Source organism: Streptomyces sp. V3I7 (assembly GCF_030817495.1).
Lineage (GTDB): Bacteria > Actinomycetota > Actinomycetes > Streptomycetales > Streptomycetaceae > Streptomyces.
In genome coordinates this window covers 40,320-55,372 of record NZ_JAUSZK010000001.1, presented here as the reverse complement: position 1 = coordinate 55,372, position 15,053 = coordinate 40,320, and the positions used below count along the sequence as shown (strand labels likewise).

General features: G+C 71.2%; 9 protein-coding genes and 2 CRISPR repeat arrays. All 9 genes read right to left on the bottom strand.

All coding sequences use genetic code 11. From position 1 onward, the window contains the following. Positions 1 to 228: 228 nt before the first annotated feature. Positions 229 to 1,598: direct repeats of the CRISPR family, unit length 28 nt; unit sequence GAGCAACCCCCGCGGGCGCGGGGACGAC. Positions 1,599 to 1,642: 44 nt separating this feature from the next. After that, positions 1,643 to 2,434 carry a hypothetical protein gene (locus QFZ74_RS00225; RefSeq protein ID WP_307618732.1) on the bottom strand — a complete coding sequence of 264 codons (792 nt, stop codon included), beginning with the start codon at positions 2,432 to 2,434 and terminating at the stop codon, positions 1,643 to 1,645. Between the two features lie 72 nt (positions 2,435 to 2,506). Continuing rightward, positions 2,507 to 3,389, bottom strand: a protein-coding gene (locus QFZ74_RS00220) for an IS5 family transposase (RefSeq protein WP_307618731.1) whose coding sequence is annotated in 2 segments (ribosomal slippage) — positions 2,507 to 2,839 and positions 2,841 to 3,389 — 882 coding nt in all. Because the reading frame shifts where the segments join, the coding sequence is not laid out codon by codon here. A gap of 87 nt (positions 3,390 to 3,476) precedes the next feature. Further along, positions 3,477 to 7,775: a CRISPR direct-repeat array (repeat unit 28 nt; unit sequence GAGCAACCCCCGCGGGCGCGGGGACGAC). Between the two features lie 47 nt (positions 7,776 to 7,822). Continuing rightward, positions 7,823 to 8,143 carry a type I-E CRISPR-associated endoribonuclease Cas2e gene (cas2e, locus tag QFZ74_RS00215; RefSeq protein ID WP_307618730.1) on the bottom strand — a complete coding sequence of 107 codons (321 nt, stop codon included), beginning with the start codon at positions 8,141 to 8,143 and terminating at the stop codon, positions 7,823 to 7,825. After that, a complete protein-coding gene (gene cas1e / locus QFZ74_RS00210) occupies positions 8,140 to 9,141 on the bottom strand; it encodes a type I-E CRISPR-associated endonuclease Cas1e (RefSeq protein ID WP_307618729.1) in 1,002 nt (333 codons plus the stop codon). Before cas1e ends, cas2e begins: the two co-directional genes overlap by 4 nt. Continuing rightward, on the bottom strand, positions 9,134 to 9,922 hold the full coding sequence (gene cas6e / locus QFZ74_RS00205) for a type I-E CRISPR-associated protein Cas6/Cse3/CasE (protein WP_307618728.1): 789 nt from the start codon (positions 9,920 to 9,922) through the stop codon (positions 9,134 to 9,136). The genes cas1e and cas6e overlap by 8 nt, the downstream gene beginning before the upstream one ends. A gap of 4 nt (positions 9,923 to 9,926) precedes the next feature. Further along, positions 9,927 to 10,718: a type I-E CRISPR-associated protein Cas5/CasD gene (gene cas5e / locus QFZ74_RS00200; protein ID WP_307618727.1), complete on the bottom strand. Its 792-nt coding sequence runs from the start codon at positions 10,716 to 10,718 to the stop codon at positions 9,927 to 9,929. Further along, the gene (cas7e, locus tag QFZ74_RS00195; protein WP_307618726.1) at positions 10,715 to 11,899 is read right to left on the bottom strand and encodes a type I-E CRISPR-associated protein Cas7/Cse4/CasC; all 1,185 of its coding nucleotides are present in this window, start codon (positions 11,897 to 11,899) and stop codon (positions 10,715 to 10,717) included. The genes cas5e and cas7e overlap by 4 nt, the downstream gene beginning before the upstream one ends. A gap of 156 nt (positions 11,900 to 12,055) precedes the next feature. Next, entirely contained in the window at positions 12,056 to 13,273 is a 1,218-nt protein-coding gene (gene casB / locus QFZ74_RS00190) for a type I-E CRISPR-associated protein Cse2/CasB (protein WP_307618725.1), read from the bottom strand. Further along, positions 13,270 to 15,000, bottom strand: coding sequence for a type I-E CRISPR-associated protein Cse1/CasA (gene casA, locus QFZ74_RS00185; protein ID WP_307618724.1), 1,731 nt, complete (start codon positions 14,998 to 15,000; stop codon positions 13,270 to 13,272). Before casA ends, casB begins: the two co-directional genes overlap by 4 nt. Positions 15,001 to 15,053 lie beyond the last annotated feature (53 nt).

Sequence of the window (15,053 nt, the reverse complement as noted above, 5' to 3'; positions counted from 1 at the left end):
GTCTTCCTGTTGGTCTGTCCGGCTGCCGGGGCCTGTTCTCATGGCTCCGGCCGGGCGGAACATGACCTGATAGGAGCTTGGTCAGAAGCCCCTTCCCTGGTCAAGGCCCTGGCCGCCGAGACGACGACCTCACCCACGCCTACCGCAAATGGCTCCAAGTCGCTTGACGAGCAATAGGAGCATCAACGGCCTTGTCCGGATCTTGCTTGGGACGCTGACCGGTCTCCTGCTCAACCCCCGCGGGCGCGGGGACGACCGCGGTCGCGATACGGAGCGGGTCGTCGGCGTCGAGCAACCTCCGCGGGCGCGGGGACGACAGATCGCGCAGATCCTCGCCGTGGTTCAGGCCGGAGCAACCCCCGCGGGCGCGGGGACGACGGACGCGCGGCGAGGGCCTGCTGGACGGCGCCCGAGCAACCCCCGCGGGCGCGGGGACGACCAAACGTCAGGGTCGGCGGCGACCATCTCGGCGGAGCAACCCCCGCGGGCGCGGGGACGACAGGACGTTCTCCCACAGGAAGAGGGTCGCTACCGAGCAACCCCCGCGGGCGCGGGGACGACGCACACGGCCTGCTGCAGGGCGACAACCCCCGGGAGCAACCCCCGCGGGCGCGGGGACGACTCCAGGGCGAACCCGTCCACGGCGGCGATCTGCGAGCAACCCCCGCGGGCGCGGGGACGACGGCAAGTCACAGCGGGGTGCAACCCGCTGGATCGAGCACCCCCCACGGGCGCGGGGACGACCCGGTCACGTGGTGATCACGCGCTGTCGGCTGAGAGCAACCCCCGCGGGCGCGGGGACGACGTCGGCTGGTTCAGCGAGCCCGTGCCGTACAGGGAGCAACCCCCGCGGGCGCGGGGACGACTCCGCCTGCGCGTACGCGAGCGGGTCGAGCCCCGAGCAACCCCCGCGGGCGCGGGGACGACAGTTCGGCCTCGTCGAGGACGCCCTCGTAGTCGGAGCAACCCCCGCGGGCGCGGGGACGACCTGGCGCATGCGTACGACCGCGACGACATGGGGGAGCAACCCCCGCGGGCGCGGGGACGACCGCACGTACCGCCAGCCGAGCACGCTGACCGCCGAGCAACCCCCGCGGGCGCGGGGACGACCGCATGCCGGCCATCGCCCGGAAGGTCAGGGTCGAGCAACCCCCGCGGGCGCGGGGACGACTTGCCGTGCAGTGAGTTCACGGCCGACTGCACGGAGCAACCCCCGCGGGCGCGGGGACGACTCGCCTACACGGTGCACCAGATCCGCCGCGGTGGAGCAACCCCCGCGGGCGCGGGGACGACCATCGAGCAGCATCAGACGCTCCGCATCCGGGCGAGCAACCCCCGCGGGCGCGGGGACGACGCGGGGACGGGCACTTCGCGGGTCTTCTCGCCCGAGCAACCCCCGCGGGCGCGGGGACGACCTGCAGCTCGGGGAGGTCCGGCAGGCGGCCCACGAGCAACCCCCGCGGGCGCGGGGACGACGTCCCGCCGCCGGTGCGGTCGAACACGAAGAGGGAGCAACCCACGCGGGCGCGGGGACGACGACGTCATCAGGACGCGAGCGGAGAACGCGCGGGAGCAACCCCCGCGGGCGCGGGGACGACTAGAGCCTGTCTGATGGGTCGTGGTGCGGGTGACGAACCCCAGGTCAGTGCAGGTCCACCTGGAACGCGTGACGGTGGTCGGTGGGGCAGGTGAAGATGCGCAGGTCTCCATAGCGGCCGACGATGACGCCTGTCTCGTCGTCGCTGGCCACTGTGAACAGGAGCGTCATGGCCGTGCCACAGTCACCGCAGGGAAAGACTGTGGGGTGCGTCAGGTGCCAGCTCGGCCAGCCGCCGAGTTTCCAGCCGGCGAGGCGGGTGATGACGTCACCGCCGTCGCCGGTTTCGCGGACCAGTTCCTCAAGCCGCGGACGGAGTTCTGCAGGTAGCTCCTCACGGAAAGGGAAGTCGGTCACGGGCTCGGCGGTGAGGGCGCACGCCCGGGGCAGGTAGCCGTCCTCGTCATACCGCGAGGACGACGGCGGAGTCGTCAATGGGCTGGTCACGTCAGCGGCCCGACGCCATCGCACCTCGAGTACAGGGCTGACGTCGGCCTGCTGGACCGGAGGATCCCAGTGTTCATTGGGACACCAAAGGATCTGCAAGAGGTCGATGCCAGCGGGCCACCAGGGTCCCGGCGCGTCGCGCCGGAAGATCTGTGCGACCGGCACCATGGCCGTGGCAGGTACGCCGACAGGGTTGTTCTCGTCGGGCAAGGAGCACTCGGGCCACGGTTCGTCACTCGGCCACAGCAGTGGCCCGCCAATCGAACTGTTCCGGCAGTCCGGTTCTGCCCGCTCGGGATGGAGTATGACTGCGTCGCGCGCGTGGGGAGCAAGTTCGGGAAGCGCGGTGAGTATCGCTTCGAGCGTCGGTCTGGGGGTGCGGGTCATCATGCCTTCCAGTCAGCCGGTCGTAGATCGCTCGCAGCGTATCGGCCAGCTGTGACAGCCGTTCCCACTCACGGATCACGAGCGGAGCCACAGCCGGATCGCGGCAACGGTGACAGTGCCGTGAAAGACGTACGCCCGCTTTTCGTACCTGGTCGCGACGGCCCGGAATCCCTTGAGTGCCAGGATGGTTCGCTCCACTTCATTTCGACGGGCATATCGTCCGCGGTCGAAGCTGGGAGGTCGGCCGCCAGCACTTCCGCGACGTCGGCGGTTGGCTTGTTGGGTCCTCGGTTCGGGAATGGTGTGCTTGATCTGGCGCCTGCGCAGGTAACGCCGGTTCCTGCGGGATGAGTACGCCCTGTCCCCACCAAGATGGTCTGGCCGGGTGCGCGGGTGGCCACCGCCTGCGGCGGGGGACTCGGACACGGTCGAGGACCGGGATCATCTGGGGCGCGTCGCCCCACTGGCCTGGTGTGATCAGCAGTGCCAGCGGGCGGCATCTTCCGTCCCCAACGAGGTGGATCTTGGTTGTCAGGCCACCGCGGGAGTGGCCCAGGGCCTCATCCTCTCGATGCTGGGCAGGCCGGGACCGCCTGCCGCTGATCCGGGGCGGTCGGTTGCGGGCGCCGGCCGCGTGCTGGTGAGCCCGGCACACGGTGGAGTCCACGCTCACCATGGACCAATCGATGCGCCCCTCGGTATCGGCGTCGGCTTGCACGGCATGCAAGACCATGTCCCACGTGCCGTCCGCCGACCAGCGCCTATGCCTGTCGTAGACCGTCTTCCAGCTCCCGAAGCGCGCGGGCAGGTCACGCCATGGGACACCGGTCCGGAGCCTGAAAAGGATTCCGTTGATGACGATCCGGTGGTCCTTCCACCGTCCGCCTCTGCCAACTGCCTTCGGTAGATGCTCTTCCAGACGAGACCACTCACGGTCTGACAGATCGCCTCTCCCCACGCCGAACAGAATGATGGAACGGAAGCCTCGGTCACCGACCCATCAGACAGCCTCTAGGGGGCGGCGCAGTACCAGGTGGTGCCGATGGAGCAACCCCCGCGGGCGCGGGGACGACTGTACGGTCCGCTGCCCGGTCAGGCTGTCCAGCGAGCAACCCCCGCGGGCGCGGGGACGACAGGTTGGAGTACATGAGGGTGATCTCGACCAGGGAGCAACCCCCGCGGGCGCGGGGACGACACGTCCAGATCGTCGCCCGGGTCGGCGTCCCCGGAGCAACCCCCGCGGGCGCGGGGACGACGCCAAGGACCTCCAGGACCTGGCCGCGCAGGGGGAGCAACCCCCGCGGGCGCGGGGACGACGACCCAGCGGACCTGACGGTCGGCAGGGCGAGAGAGCAACTCCCGCGGGCGCGGGGACGACGGATGGGCGGCGGCCGGCTCCCTGGTGATGCCGGAGCAACCCCCGCGGGCGCGGGGACGACTCCTTGGGCGGCGTTGATGCGGGCCTGGTGGGCGAGCAACCCCCGCGGGCGCGGGGACGACGTCCGCTAGGCCCGGCCCGTGCCCGCCATCGGAGAGCAACCCCCGCGGGCGCGGGGACGACTCACCGATCCTGTGGCCCGGCGTGAGCGCGTATGAGCAACCCCCGCGGGCGCGGGGACGACGGGTCTATGGGGTGTGCCTGGTCAGGCGGTCCAGAGCAACCCCCGCGGGCGCGGGGACGACCTTCAGGATCTGGTCTGCGAGGGCGCGTGCCTGGAGCAACCCCCGCGGGCGCGGGGACGACCTGGATAGGGCGTCCATGACGCAGGTGTGTGGCGAGCAACCCCCGCGGGCGCGGGGACGACTCACCGATCCTGTGGCCCGGCGTGAGCGCGTATGAGCAACCCCCGCGGGCGCGGGGACGACGGGTCTATGGGGTGTGCCTGGTCAGGCGGTCCAGAGCAACCCCCGCGGGCGCGGGGACGACCTTCAGGATCTGGTCTGCGAGGGCGCGTGCCTGGAGCAACCCCCGCGGGCGCGGGGACGACCTGGATAGGGCGTCCATGACGCAGGTGTGTGGCGAGCAACCCCCGCGGGCGCGGGGACGACTCACCGATCCTGTGGCCCGGCGTGAGCGCGTATGAGCAACCCCCGCGGGCGCGGGGACGACGGGTCTATGGGGTGTGCCTGGTCAGGCGGTCCAGAGCAACCCCCGCGGGCGCGGGGACGACCTTCAGGATCTGGTCTGCGAGGGCGCGTGCCTGGAGCAACCCCCGCGGGCGCGGGGACGACCTGGATAGGGCGTCCATGACGCAGGTGTGTGGCGAGCAACCCCCGCGGGCGCGGGGACGACGCGAATTCGCTTCAGAAATTAGCCCCGCGGAACGAGCAACCCCCGCGGGCGCGGGGACGACGGCGTGAAGGAGTCCGAGCTGAGCCGTCCGCGGGAGCAACCCCCGCGGGCGCGGGGACGACCCAGTAGTCCTGGGTCAGGAAGGAGCAGACGCGGAGCAACCCCCGCGGGCGCGGGGACGACGGGCCGCTGGTCGGGATGGTCGGCCCAGAAGCGGAGCAACCCCCGCGGGCGCGGGGACGACGGTGCCGCGGACCCGAACTATGTGCCGGGCGGAGAGCAACCCCGCGGGCGCGGGGACGACGGCGGACGGACGAACTGGAACATGGTGGTCAGCGAGCAACCCCCGCGGGCGCGGGGACGACTCGTTACGGATGTCGCACGGCGTGTCCGCCGCAGAGCAACCCCCGCGGGCGCGGGGACGACCGGCGAGTGGGTCAAGATCAAGAACTCGACCTCGAGCAACCCCCGCGGGCGCGGGGACGACAGCAACACGGCGGCCACGGCCAGGGCGACGCGCGAGCAACCCCCGCGGGCGCGGGGACGACCCCGGCCGGTGGTGAGAGACCAGCCGGGGCCACGAGCAACCCCCGCGGGCGCGGGGACGACAGCAACACGGCGGCCACGGCCAGGGCGACGCGCGAGCAACCCCCGCGGGCGCGGGGACGACGCATCAAGGATGTCCGTCCAGGACACGTACACCGAGCAACCCCCGCGGGCGCGGGGACGACCCGCGCACGCGCAACTTCCCGGGGTCACCTGCGCGAGCAACCCCCGCGGGCGCGGGGACGACAGACCGTGCGACCAGGTGAGGCAGCGGCGGCCCGAGCAACCCCCGCGGGCGCGGGGACGACCTGGGGGGAGCCGACGGGCGCCGCGGCGGACAAGGAGCAACCCCCGCGGGCGCGGGGACGACACGAGAGCGTGGGACGGGTCGAACGTGATGGGGGAGCAACCCCCGCGGGCGCGGGGACGACGACCTGGCCGGCCAGGGCCCAGACGTAGGAGAGGAGCAACCCCCGCGGGCGCGGGGACGACAAGATCGGTTCAACCACCAAAACCGCCCGCCAGGAGCAACCCCCGCGGGCGCGGGGACGACGGCCAAGCGGACGCGCTCAGTCTCGGCGGATCGGAGCAACCCCCGCGGGCGCGGGGACGACTTCGACATGCTGCCCTCCCTCCCCTACTACGTCGAGCAACCCCCGCGGGCGCGGGGACGACGACTCGCGCGCCGACGCGGCCGCGCTGTCGGTCGAGCAACCCCCGCGGGCGCGGGGACGACATCTGCTGGAGGCGGATGACCTTGCGGTTGGGCGAGCAACCCCCGCGGGCGCGGGGACGACCGGTGGCGGCCTTGTCATCGAGTTCCGCAGTGAGAGCAACCCCCGCGGGCGCGGGGACGACGGCGGGGAAGCGACCTTGCGGAGGACGTCCAGGGAGCAACCCCCGCGGGCGCGGGGACGACCTGCCGGGGACGTCGAAGACGAGGTCGACGTACGAGCAACCCCCGCGGGCGCGGGGACGACCCGGGGTGGACGGACAACGGCAAGCCCGGCATGGAGCAACCCCCGCGGGCGCGGGGACGACGAGACGGACGCGGCCCTGTCGGATCTGAAGCGGGAGCAACCCCCGCGGGCGCGGGGACGACATGTGGTTCCCGTGCGCCCGTTTCGGCGGGCAAGAGCAACCCCCGCGGGCGCGGGGACGACGGCGACGGACATCTGGGCGAAGCCGGTCACCAGGAGCAACCCCCCCGGGCGCGGGGACGACTTGACGACCTGCACAATGATCGGCATCAGCGCCGAGCAACCCCCGCGGGCGCGGGGACGACGCCGTCTGGGCCCTCGCCCTCGCCGACGTGCGCGAGCAACCCCCGCGGGCGCGGGGACGACGACCCGTGCCGCCCCTGCGGTTGCCCGAAGCGCGAGCAACCCCCGCGGGCGCGGGGACGACCCCTTCCGCCCGAAGAAGGCCAAAATCTGGTTCGAGCAACCCCCGCGGGCGCGGGGACGACCGCGTCGCAGTGCTTACGCAGCTGGAGCGCGGAGAGCAACCCCCGCGGGCGCGGGGACGACCAAAACCCCCGGGCTGCGCCGCTCGGGGGTTTGGAGCAACCCCCGCGGGCGCGGGGACGACTCCCCGGGGCCCACGGTGAAAGGCCGACGGCCCGAGCAACCCCCGCGGGCGCGGGGACGACGAAGTCGACCAGCTCATGGCCAGGCTGAACTGGGAGCAACCCCCGCGGGCGCGGGGACGACGCGACGGCAGTCCGGGCCCTGGCAGCGCCATGAGAGCAACCCCCGCGGGCGCGGGGACGACATGGCCGGCCGGATCGTCGACGAGGGCATCAAGGAGCAACCCCCGCGGGCGCGGGGACGACGAACGCGCCAGCAGCGGCAGCATCAGGAAGGTCGAGCAACCCCCGCGGGCGCGGGGACGACGTGAAGTCGGGCGCGCGCTCGATCATGAACCGGGAGCAACCCCCGCGGGCGCGGGGACGACGGTCTCGGGGGCGGTGCCCGGGGTCTGCGTGAGGAGCAACCCCCGCGGGCGCGGGGACGACGGGAACGTGAACGTGATCTCCTGCGGGCTGGCGGAGCAACCCCCGCGGGCGCGGGGACGACCCACCCAGAGTAGGGGCCGCAGGCCCCGACCGGGAGCAACCCCCGCGGGCGCGGGGACGACACGGTGCGGGGCGGCTTGTGCCGGGGCACCGGCGAGCAACCCCCGCGGGCGCGGGGACGACATGTAGTTCGCGGCCTCCTTCTCGACGTTCTGGGAGCAACCCCCGCGGGCGCGGGGACGACGGGTCGGCGATCCACCTGAACAGCTCCGGCACCGAGCAACCCCCGCGGGCGCGGGGACGACACGTCGGCCGCGCCGTTGATCAGGTCGTGGATCGAGCAACCCCCGCGGGCGCGGGGACGACGTGTCGGCGACGGGGGCGACGTCTCCAGGGGAGGAGCAACCCCCGCGGGCGCGGGGACGACCGCGCGGGTCATCTCCATGGAGAGCGAGCCGCCGAGCAACCCCCGCGGGCGCGGGGACGACACTTCTTGAGCTGGGGTTTCGTCAGGCGGGTGGGCGGTTTTCATTCACTAGGATTCTGGGCGCCATGGTGGGGTGCCGACGAGGCGTGGGCGGGCCATGAGGGTGAGGCCGTCGAAGTCGACTGGTGTCCAGCGGTCTCGGCCGGCGGTTCGGACTGCCCAGCCCTGTTCGGTCGGGGTGGGCTCGATCATGATGGCCTGCCCGTCGTGGATGCGGTCGACGAGGACAGTCCAGAGACGGTCGCGGATACGGGCGTTGGGGGTTCCGACGTAGATGCCGGGGGCGGCTTCGACGAACCATCGTGTGAGGTGGCCACGCAAGCCATGCGGTGCGGAGATCAGGATCACGACGGTTGTTCCTGCGCTCACCCGTTCACCTCTGGCCGGGTATCGCGGAGCTCCGGTTCCTTTGGTATGACGTCGAGGTGGGATTCCGAGGCGAAGGGGTCGGCCCAGTTGCGGCCGCCGCTGACGATGGTGTTGCCCTCGTCCCAGAGGCCGTGGAGGTCGTCGTCGAGGAGGGCGGCTCCGTCGGGGACGAGGAGCTTCTTGATGTCGGTGACGATGCGGGGGAGAAGCTTGTGCTGGACGACGGTGTCACGGAGGGCCGTGCGGGCGTCTCGTTCGGTGGTGAGGCCCTTGGCGGCGAGGTCGAAGGCGAGCGGAATCGTGAACTCGGCCTTGTAGAGGTCGGCGATGTCCAGGACGAACGACAAGGCGGACCCGGTGTGGACGAAGCCGAGGGCGGGACTGGCGCCGATGCCGGTGATGACGGCGTGGCAGATGCCGTAGAGGGCTGAGTTGGCCGCGGACAGCAGGCGGTTGACGTCGTCACCTGCGGCGAAGGCGTCTCCGGGCTTGTAGTCGCGTTTGGTCCACGGTACGCCAGTGCGTTCGGAGTGCTGTGCGTAGAGCTTGCGGACGCGGGTGCCCTCCCGGCCGCGGAGCTGTTGGAGGGTCAGCGTGGCGGTGTCTTCCCCGGGGAAGCGCAGGTCGTACATGCGCCGGGCGACGGCGACGCGTTCCTTGGGCCGGGTGACGAGCCATGCCTGGCGAAGTTGTAGTTGGGAGCCGCGGGCGGTGCTGAGGCCGGAGGCGTACAGACGTACGCCTTGCTCGCCGACCCAGCACACCGAGGTGGCGGAGTCGGCGAGCAAGGTGACGGCCGCGTGGGTGATGCGGCTGCCGGGCCCGATCAGGAGTACGACGAGGTAGGCGGCTGGGACGTGGACGATACGGGCCTTGTTGATCAGGACGATCGCGTTGTCGTCCCGGTCGATGTGGCACCGTTCGACGTAGAGGCTGGAGACACGGTCTTCGATGCGGTGGACGTCTTGCGGGCCGGTCCGCCACCAGGGTTCAGCCATGGGGTGCCTCATGGGGGAGCGGGGCGAGGGTGAGCAGGCCCTGGCCGTATCCCTTGGCGGGGCCGATTCCTTCCAGCAGGGTGGCGCGCAATGCCTCGGAGTTGGTGACGCGCAGCCTTCCCTGGAAGGTGGCGGTGGACAGGGTGATGTGCGGCCCGTTGGTGCCCTTGCGGAAGCGGAGGGTGTCTCTGGCGGTGATGGACACGGCGGGGGCGGGGTTCGTGGTGCCCTCAGTGTCGGTGGTGGCGCCGATGTCGATGCCGGGGGTGGTGTGGACGGCGGGGATGGTGAAGCCGTGGCGTTCTGCTCGTTTGTGGAGCCAGGTGAGTTGATGGGCGGCGGTGCGGTGTGCGACGCGGAATCCGCGGCGCTTGCGTGCGGCGTCGCTCGCGGTCTTCATGCGTTCGGTTTGCCTGTCGCTGGGCTTGATGGGGTTCTGCGTGCTCTGGACCGGGTTGGCGGTGAGCCGGAAAGCGAACTCCTTGCCGAGGGTCAGGCGTTCCAGCAGGGGGGTGTAGTCGGCGATGAGGGGTTCGCCGCCGTCGGCGTCAGGCCAGCCGGCCTCTTCTACTAGGTGGTGCCAGGAGGGGCGGCTCTCGGTGAGGACGAGGACTTCGGCGCGGTGTGCGGTGTTGGTCTCCAGCCGCCACAGCACCCGTTCCGTAACGGGCTCGACGGCCAGTCCGCTCAGTACGGCGGCGTGCAGTCGGTGGGGGTTGGTGAGCAGGGAGACGGCCTTGCGGCGGCGCGGGTTGAGGGCGATCTTCGACAGGTACGGCAAGGTGTCACCAGCCCAGGAGAGCGAAGGGGTCGTGGCCGGGATCGGCTGAGTGTGCGGCGTTGTCCGCTCGCCTGTCCTGCGGATGGCCGGTGGGCAGCGTGACCCACAGGTGGCGGACGGTGCGTTCGCGGAAGACGGTGCCCGCCTTCAGGTCGTAGGTGTCGGGCACGTCGGAGATGCGGAGGTCGCCGGTCGGGTCTTCGACAGTCGCCTCCAGCGTCACGGTCGGTCCGCGATGGCGGGTGCGGTGGTGTTCCGATGCTTGCCAGGGCTCGTCTGACAGCGCGGTCTGCAGGTCGGTGTCGGGGCGCAGGCCGAGGCTGATCGGGCCGGTGGGCGGGCAGGATCGGCGGCCGAGCGAGAGCGGGAAGACCGGTTGCCGTAGGGCGTGATCGAGGTCTTCGAGTAGTGGGGCCGGGCCGTGCAGGACGGCGGTGAAGACGGCGTCCTGCAGGTAGTAGCGCCAGGTTACGCCGGTGTACTTGCCCGCGCTGTTCTTCTTCTGCACACCCTTGGCGTCGACCCTGGCGGCCGGCAGAAGGAGGCCGCGGTGATCGCTGACGGTGTGGTAATCGCGCAGCAGCGTGCCGGGCTGGTCGACGCGTACGCCGAGGCGCAGACCGAGCAGGTCGGTCAGGTCGGTCTCACGCGGGCGCCCCTGGGCCGCGGAGAGCAGGCCGAGGATGCCGGATTTCGTGGGCTGGGCGCGGGTGTCGCGTCGGTTGTAGCGGGAGGGGCCGCCCCAGGACTGCAGGGGGGCGGCCAGCCTCAGAACGAGCACGGCGCGGTCGCTCATCGCTTGCCGACCTTTGCAGCCTCCGTCGTCTGGGCGGGGATCGTTGCGTCGGCCAGCCAGCCGCCGATCACGTCGCCGACCTCGTCGAGCAGGGCCCGGAACGGAAGGGAGGGGCCGAAGACTTCCGGGAGCTTGTCGCTCTCCAGGGCGTAGGTCGCCAGGGCGCGTGCGGGAGTGCTGCCCCAGGTGTCGCCGACGGAGCGCAGTTCCTCGGCAAGGGCCAGCGCGGATTCGGCGGCCAGGCCCTGGCTGCCGGTGACCGGCTTCTCGAAGGCGGAGACGAGGTTGACGGGCTGGTCGGTGCGGACGGTGACCAGGACCAGGTGCGGCAGCGTGCGGTGGGCGAAGGCGTTCTGGTGACCGGTGGGCATCGAGCGGGTAAACGCGTCGACGAACCGGACGGCGGCGTCACGGGTGGCCTCGGCAGAGGTGAGGTTCTCACGCAGCTGGTGCGCGCCCAGGACGGCGTAGCGGTACAGGGTGGAGGAGTTGAACTCCACTGTGCCGATCATGCCTGCGCCGCTGTCGTCGATGTTCTCGTCGTCGACGGCGGTGAAGTAGTCGAACTCGGTCCGCACGGCGTGGGTGGACAGCGCGTGGGCGACCTGGACGGCGGCGTCCACGTTCAGTTCCTTCAGGTCGGCGACCATCCGGCCGAAGAGCGCGACCTCGGCCGGGTGCCCGGTGGACAGCGCCGAGACCACGGGAAGCTGCTTGATCTCTTCTTCGAGCTCCTTGTCGGTGAGTGCGGCGAGTTCCGCCGCGCGTCCGTCGAGGAGGGCGATGAGGGCGTCGAGTTGGCGCTTACCGAAGAAGAGGAGGTAGGCGGACTGTTCTTCCTTCTTGGTCGACTTCTTGATGCCCAGAGGCTCCAGCAGTGCGGTGGCCAGCCGGTCGGCCTGGGCGGTGTCGAGTCCCGCACCCCCGTCGCCGGCGGGAGCGGCGAGGCGCTGGGCGAGCAGGGCCGCGATCCGCTTCGTGCGGGTGGCTCGGTCCGCGGGCTCCTCGCCCTTGGCGAATTCGATACGGGCGGCACGCTTCCACGCTTGCGAGGAGACGCGGGCTCGGCGAGCACCGCCGTAGAGAGCCTGCTTCGGAGTGCCCGAGTCGTCCCGGTTGATGTTGGACGGCGGCACGCTCTGCAGAATGTGGACCTCGACAAAAAGGGTGGGCTTGGCCATGGCGTAGCTCCTTCGAAGATGAGTACCGAATGGCTGGGCGCGGAAAATCCGTACGTGCGCCCTGAGGCCGGCGGCATGCCAGGTCGGTGCCGGTGCCGGCAGGGTGTGAGGTGTGGTGCTGTACCTGGGCGAGGGGCGCGGCCGACTTGCTGTCGGTCAGGTCTGCGGGTCCGTACGGCGGAAGTCGCGGTCCCACGCGCTGCGGAGCCGGGACTGCGCCTCCGGCTGTTTCGGGTCGCCCCAGTTGCGCAGGGCCCTGCGCAGGAGGTCGTAGTCGAGGCCGACGTCAGCCTGGCGCAGCAGGGGAACGAGACTGCGCAGGTGGTGGGCCAGCTCGCCGGTGTCCAGGGAGGTGAGCAGGACGCCGAGTCTGCGCTCCAGCGCCGTCCGGTCCGTGTTCTTGTTCCGTGCGAGAAGGAGCCGGCACGCGGTGCCGGGGCTGAGGTGGGGCGTATGCATCGGCTGCTGCCGGCCCTGCTGGTGCAGCCCGAAGAGGGCCAGCGCGGTGTGCTCGGCGATCAGGTCCCGGGTCAGGGCGCCCTTGGCGCGCAGTTCACTGCCCATCGTTGTGCGGTAGCAGACCCACATGGCCGGGACTGTCCCGGCCTCCTCGCCCAGGCCGCAGCGCAGGGCCGCCAGTTCGGCCCCGGCGTCCGGACGGGCGGGGTCGAAGCCGGCCCAGAAGGCAGGCTCCACACCCTTTTCATTCCGCCCGCTCTCTGCGGCTTCGGCGGGGGAGTGGGTGTACTGCAAGCCCCAGGCGCGCAGCACCCGGCCGTGGTGAGGTGTCAGCCAGTCACACAGGTCGCGGTGGAGCCGCGTGTAGTCCAGGCCGACCTCCGCCTGCCGCAGCATCGGCACCAGACCGCGCAGATGGTGCACGAGCTCGTCGAGGTCCAATGCTGTCGCGGCGGCAGCAAGTCGCCGTGCCACTGGGACGGCCACCCGCCGCTCTTGCACGGTGGTCAGGCGCTGGCCGCTGGTCTTCAGAGGTGCGGTGGCCTGGTGCTCGCGCAACGCTCGGCAGGCCGCCCCCAGTCCTGCTCCCGGGTGGTGGACGGGTTTCGTCGCTCCGTGCTGGTGCAGGCCGAAGAGGGTGAGCGCGGCGTGTTCGGCCTGGTAGGAGCGCGGCATGTCTTCCGCGTTCCGGGCGGCGTCGGTGAGTTCCACCCGGTGCAGGTATCGCATACCGGGTACGGTGCCTGGCTCTCGTCCCAGACCCTCGCGCAGCGCGCGCAGGCCATGTTCGGCCCACGTCGGCAGACCGGTGGCGTTGGCGTTGGACTGTCCGCGAGGCGCGGACCAGTTCTCGGTGACCTCCTCCCAGTAGTAGGGGCGGCGATGACTTCCGGAGACGGCTGTCAGGGTGCTCATGCCTTTTCTCCCCCCACTGCTGCGACTTCGCTGACGCGGGTGAGGATCTCGCCGAGCCTGGTGTGGAAGGCGCCGGCGGCCTTGCCGCTGCGGAACGCGATGTCCTTGCCGTTGGCCTTTTCGGTGCGGCCGATCACGGCCCGGGGTGGCACGGCAGCCAGCAGGGCGTCCGCCTGCCGTCGTGCCGCCCGGTGCAGCGTGATCTCCCATGCCTCCTGAGCGCGCTCCAGCAGCTCGTAGTCGTCGCCGATGGTCCGCAGCCCGGCCAGCAGACGCCGCATCTTGCCATCGACCGCGTGGAGGAGAAGCAGCGATGGCCGCTCGCCCTTGTCCCGCGGGAGAGGGTCCCCGCCGGAGGCGCGACGCAGATCACTCTGGAGGCTGTCCAACGCCCTGGCCACTCGGTCGGCCTGCTCCACGCACTCCAGGACGGCCACGCGCAGCCAGTCGTCGTCTGCGAGAAGGGACGCGACGGGCAACGGGAGAGTGTCGGCGATGGCGTTCTCCACCACCGCCGACTGGTTGCCGTACTCCAGACCACAGGTCTCCACCCCCAGGGCGAAACCCGCGGACATGTACTTATCCGCGTGCAGGTCGCTGATCTGGCGCAGCAGCAGGGACGTGTACGGGCCGTCACCATCCTCCGGGATCGACAGCGCCAGCAGGGCGCCGAGCCCCTGCCATGCCGCACGGCCCGACGTGTGACGGCGGGGCCGGCGTGCCGGCTGGCCCGCCTTCGGCTTGGCGGTGTGGTTCCACGCAGTGTGCAGTTCCTGCTCGGGTGTGGCCGTGAGCCGGTCGCCACCACAGACAACAACCTGCCGTACCCGCGGGCCCTGTTCGGTCTCGGCCGGGATCAGCCTGATCCGGCGTGACTGGAAGGTGAGCAGGTCCAGCACGCCTGTGGCGGGCCGCGCCGACCACTCGGGGCTCGCAGGCGACTTCGAGCCCGACGACGCGGGCCGCTCGTCCCAGGCCCACTGTGGCCGGTCACCGGGATCCAACCCGTCGTGCAGGATGGGTGTGTTCAACAGCAGCGTCTCGTACAGGGTCCGGCCGTTCGGCACGATCACACCGAGCTGCCCCAAGGGGCCCGTCGGATTACCCGTCGTCTTGCCGTTCTTCGCCTGCTCGTCGCCCACGGCCCCGGTCTTGATCGCGGCCGTGTCCCAGCAGTGGGCGTGCAGCAGCCACAACACGGCCTGGGCGGACGTCAGGTCCAGATGATCGGCCTCGCTCAAGGCGCTGAACAACGGCACGTTGTTCCCCGATGCCGCCGAAGGAACCAGCAGAGCCGACGTCTTGGTCTCGCCACTCAGCGCCGACAAACCCGCCACCTGCGCGAACGGCCGCTCGGAGAAGAGCCGGAACCGGTCTCCGTAACGGGGGCCGAGATAGTCGGCGAGCTTCTCCTTCTCCTCGTCGGAGAAGCTGCCCTGCCCGAACCGCCGCGCCCACTCCTTGCGTGACCGTGGCACTCCCAGCGCGTCGAACACGACGGGCAACAACACCTGACGCAACACGGCCGGCAGCATCGTCGGAACCGGCAGATCCAACCGCCGGATCCCATGCGCGCCGGTCAGCGTCTCCAGCAGTCCCAGCCCCCGGCCCTCGCCACCCAATTCGGCGGCGGACAGCCAGCGTTGTCGAACCAGATCATCTTCCCATTCCATGGCCTTCCCCCCTCTGCACGCCAGCGGTTCTCCCCCGGAGATCACGGACCGCATCGCGCAACTCCACCTCAGATAAGCCAAGTTGTGCGACCGTCTGCCAGCGACCT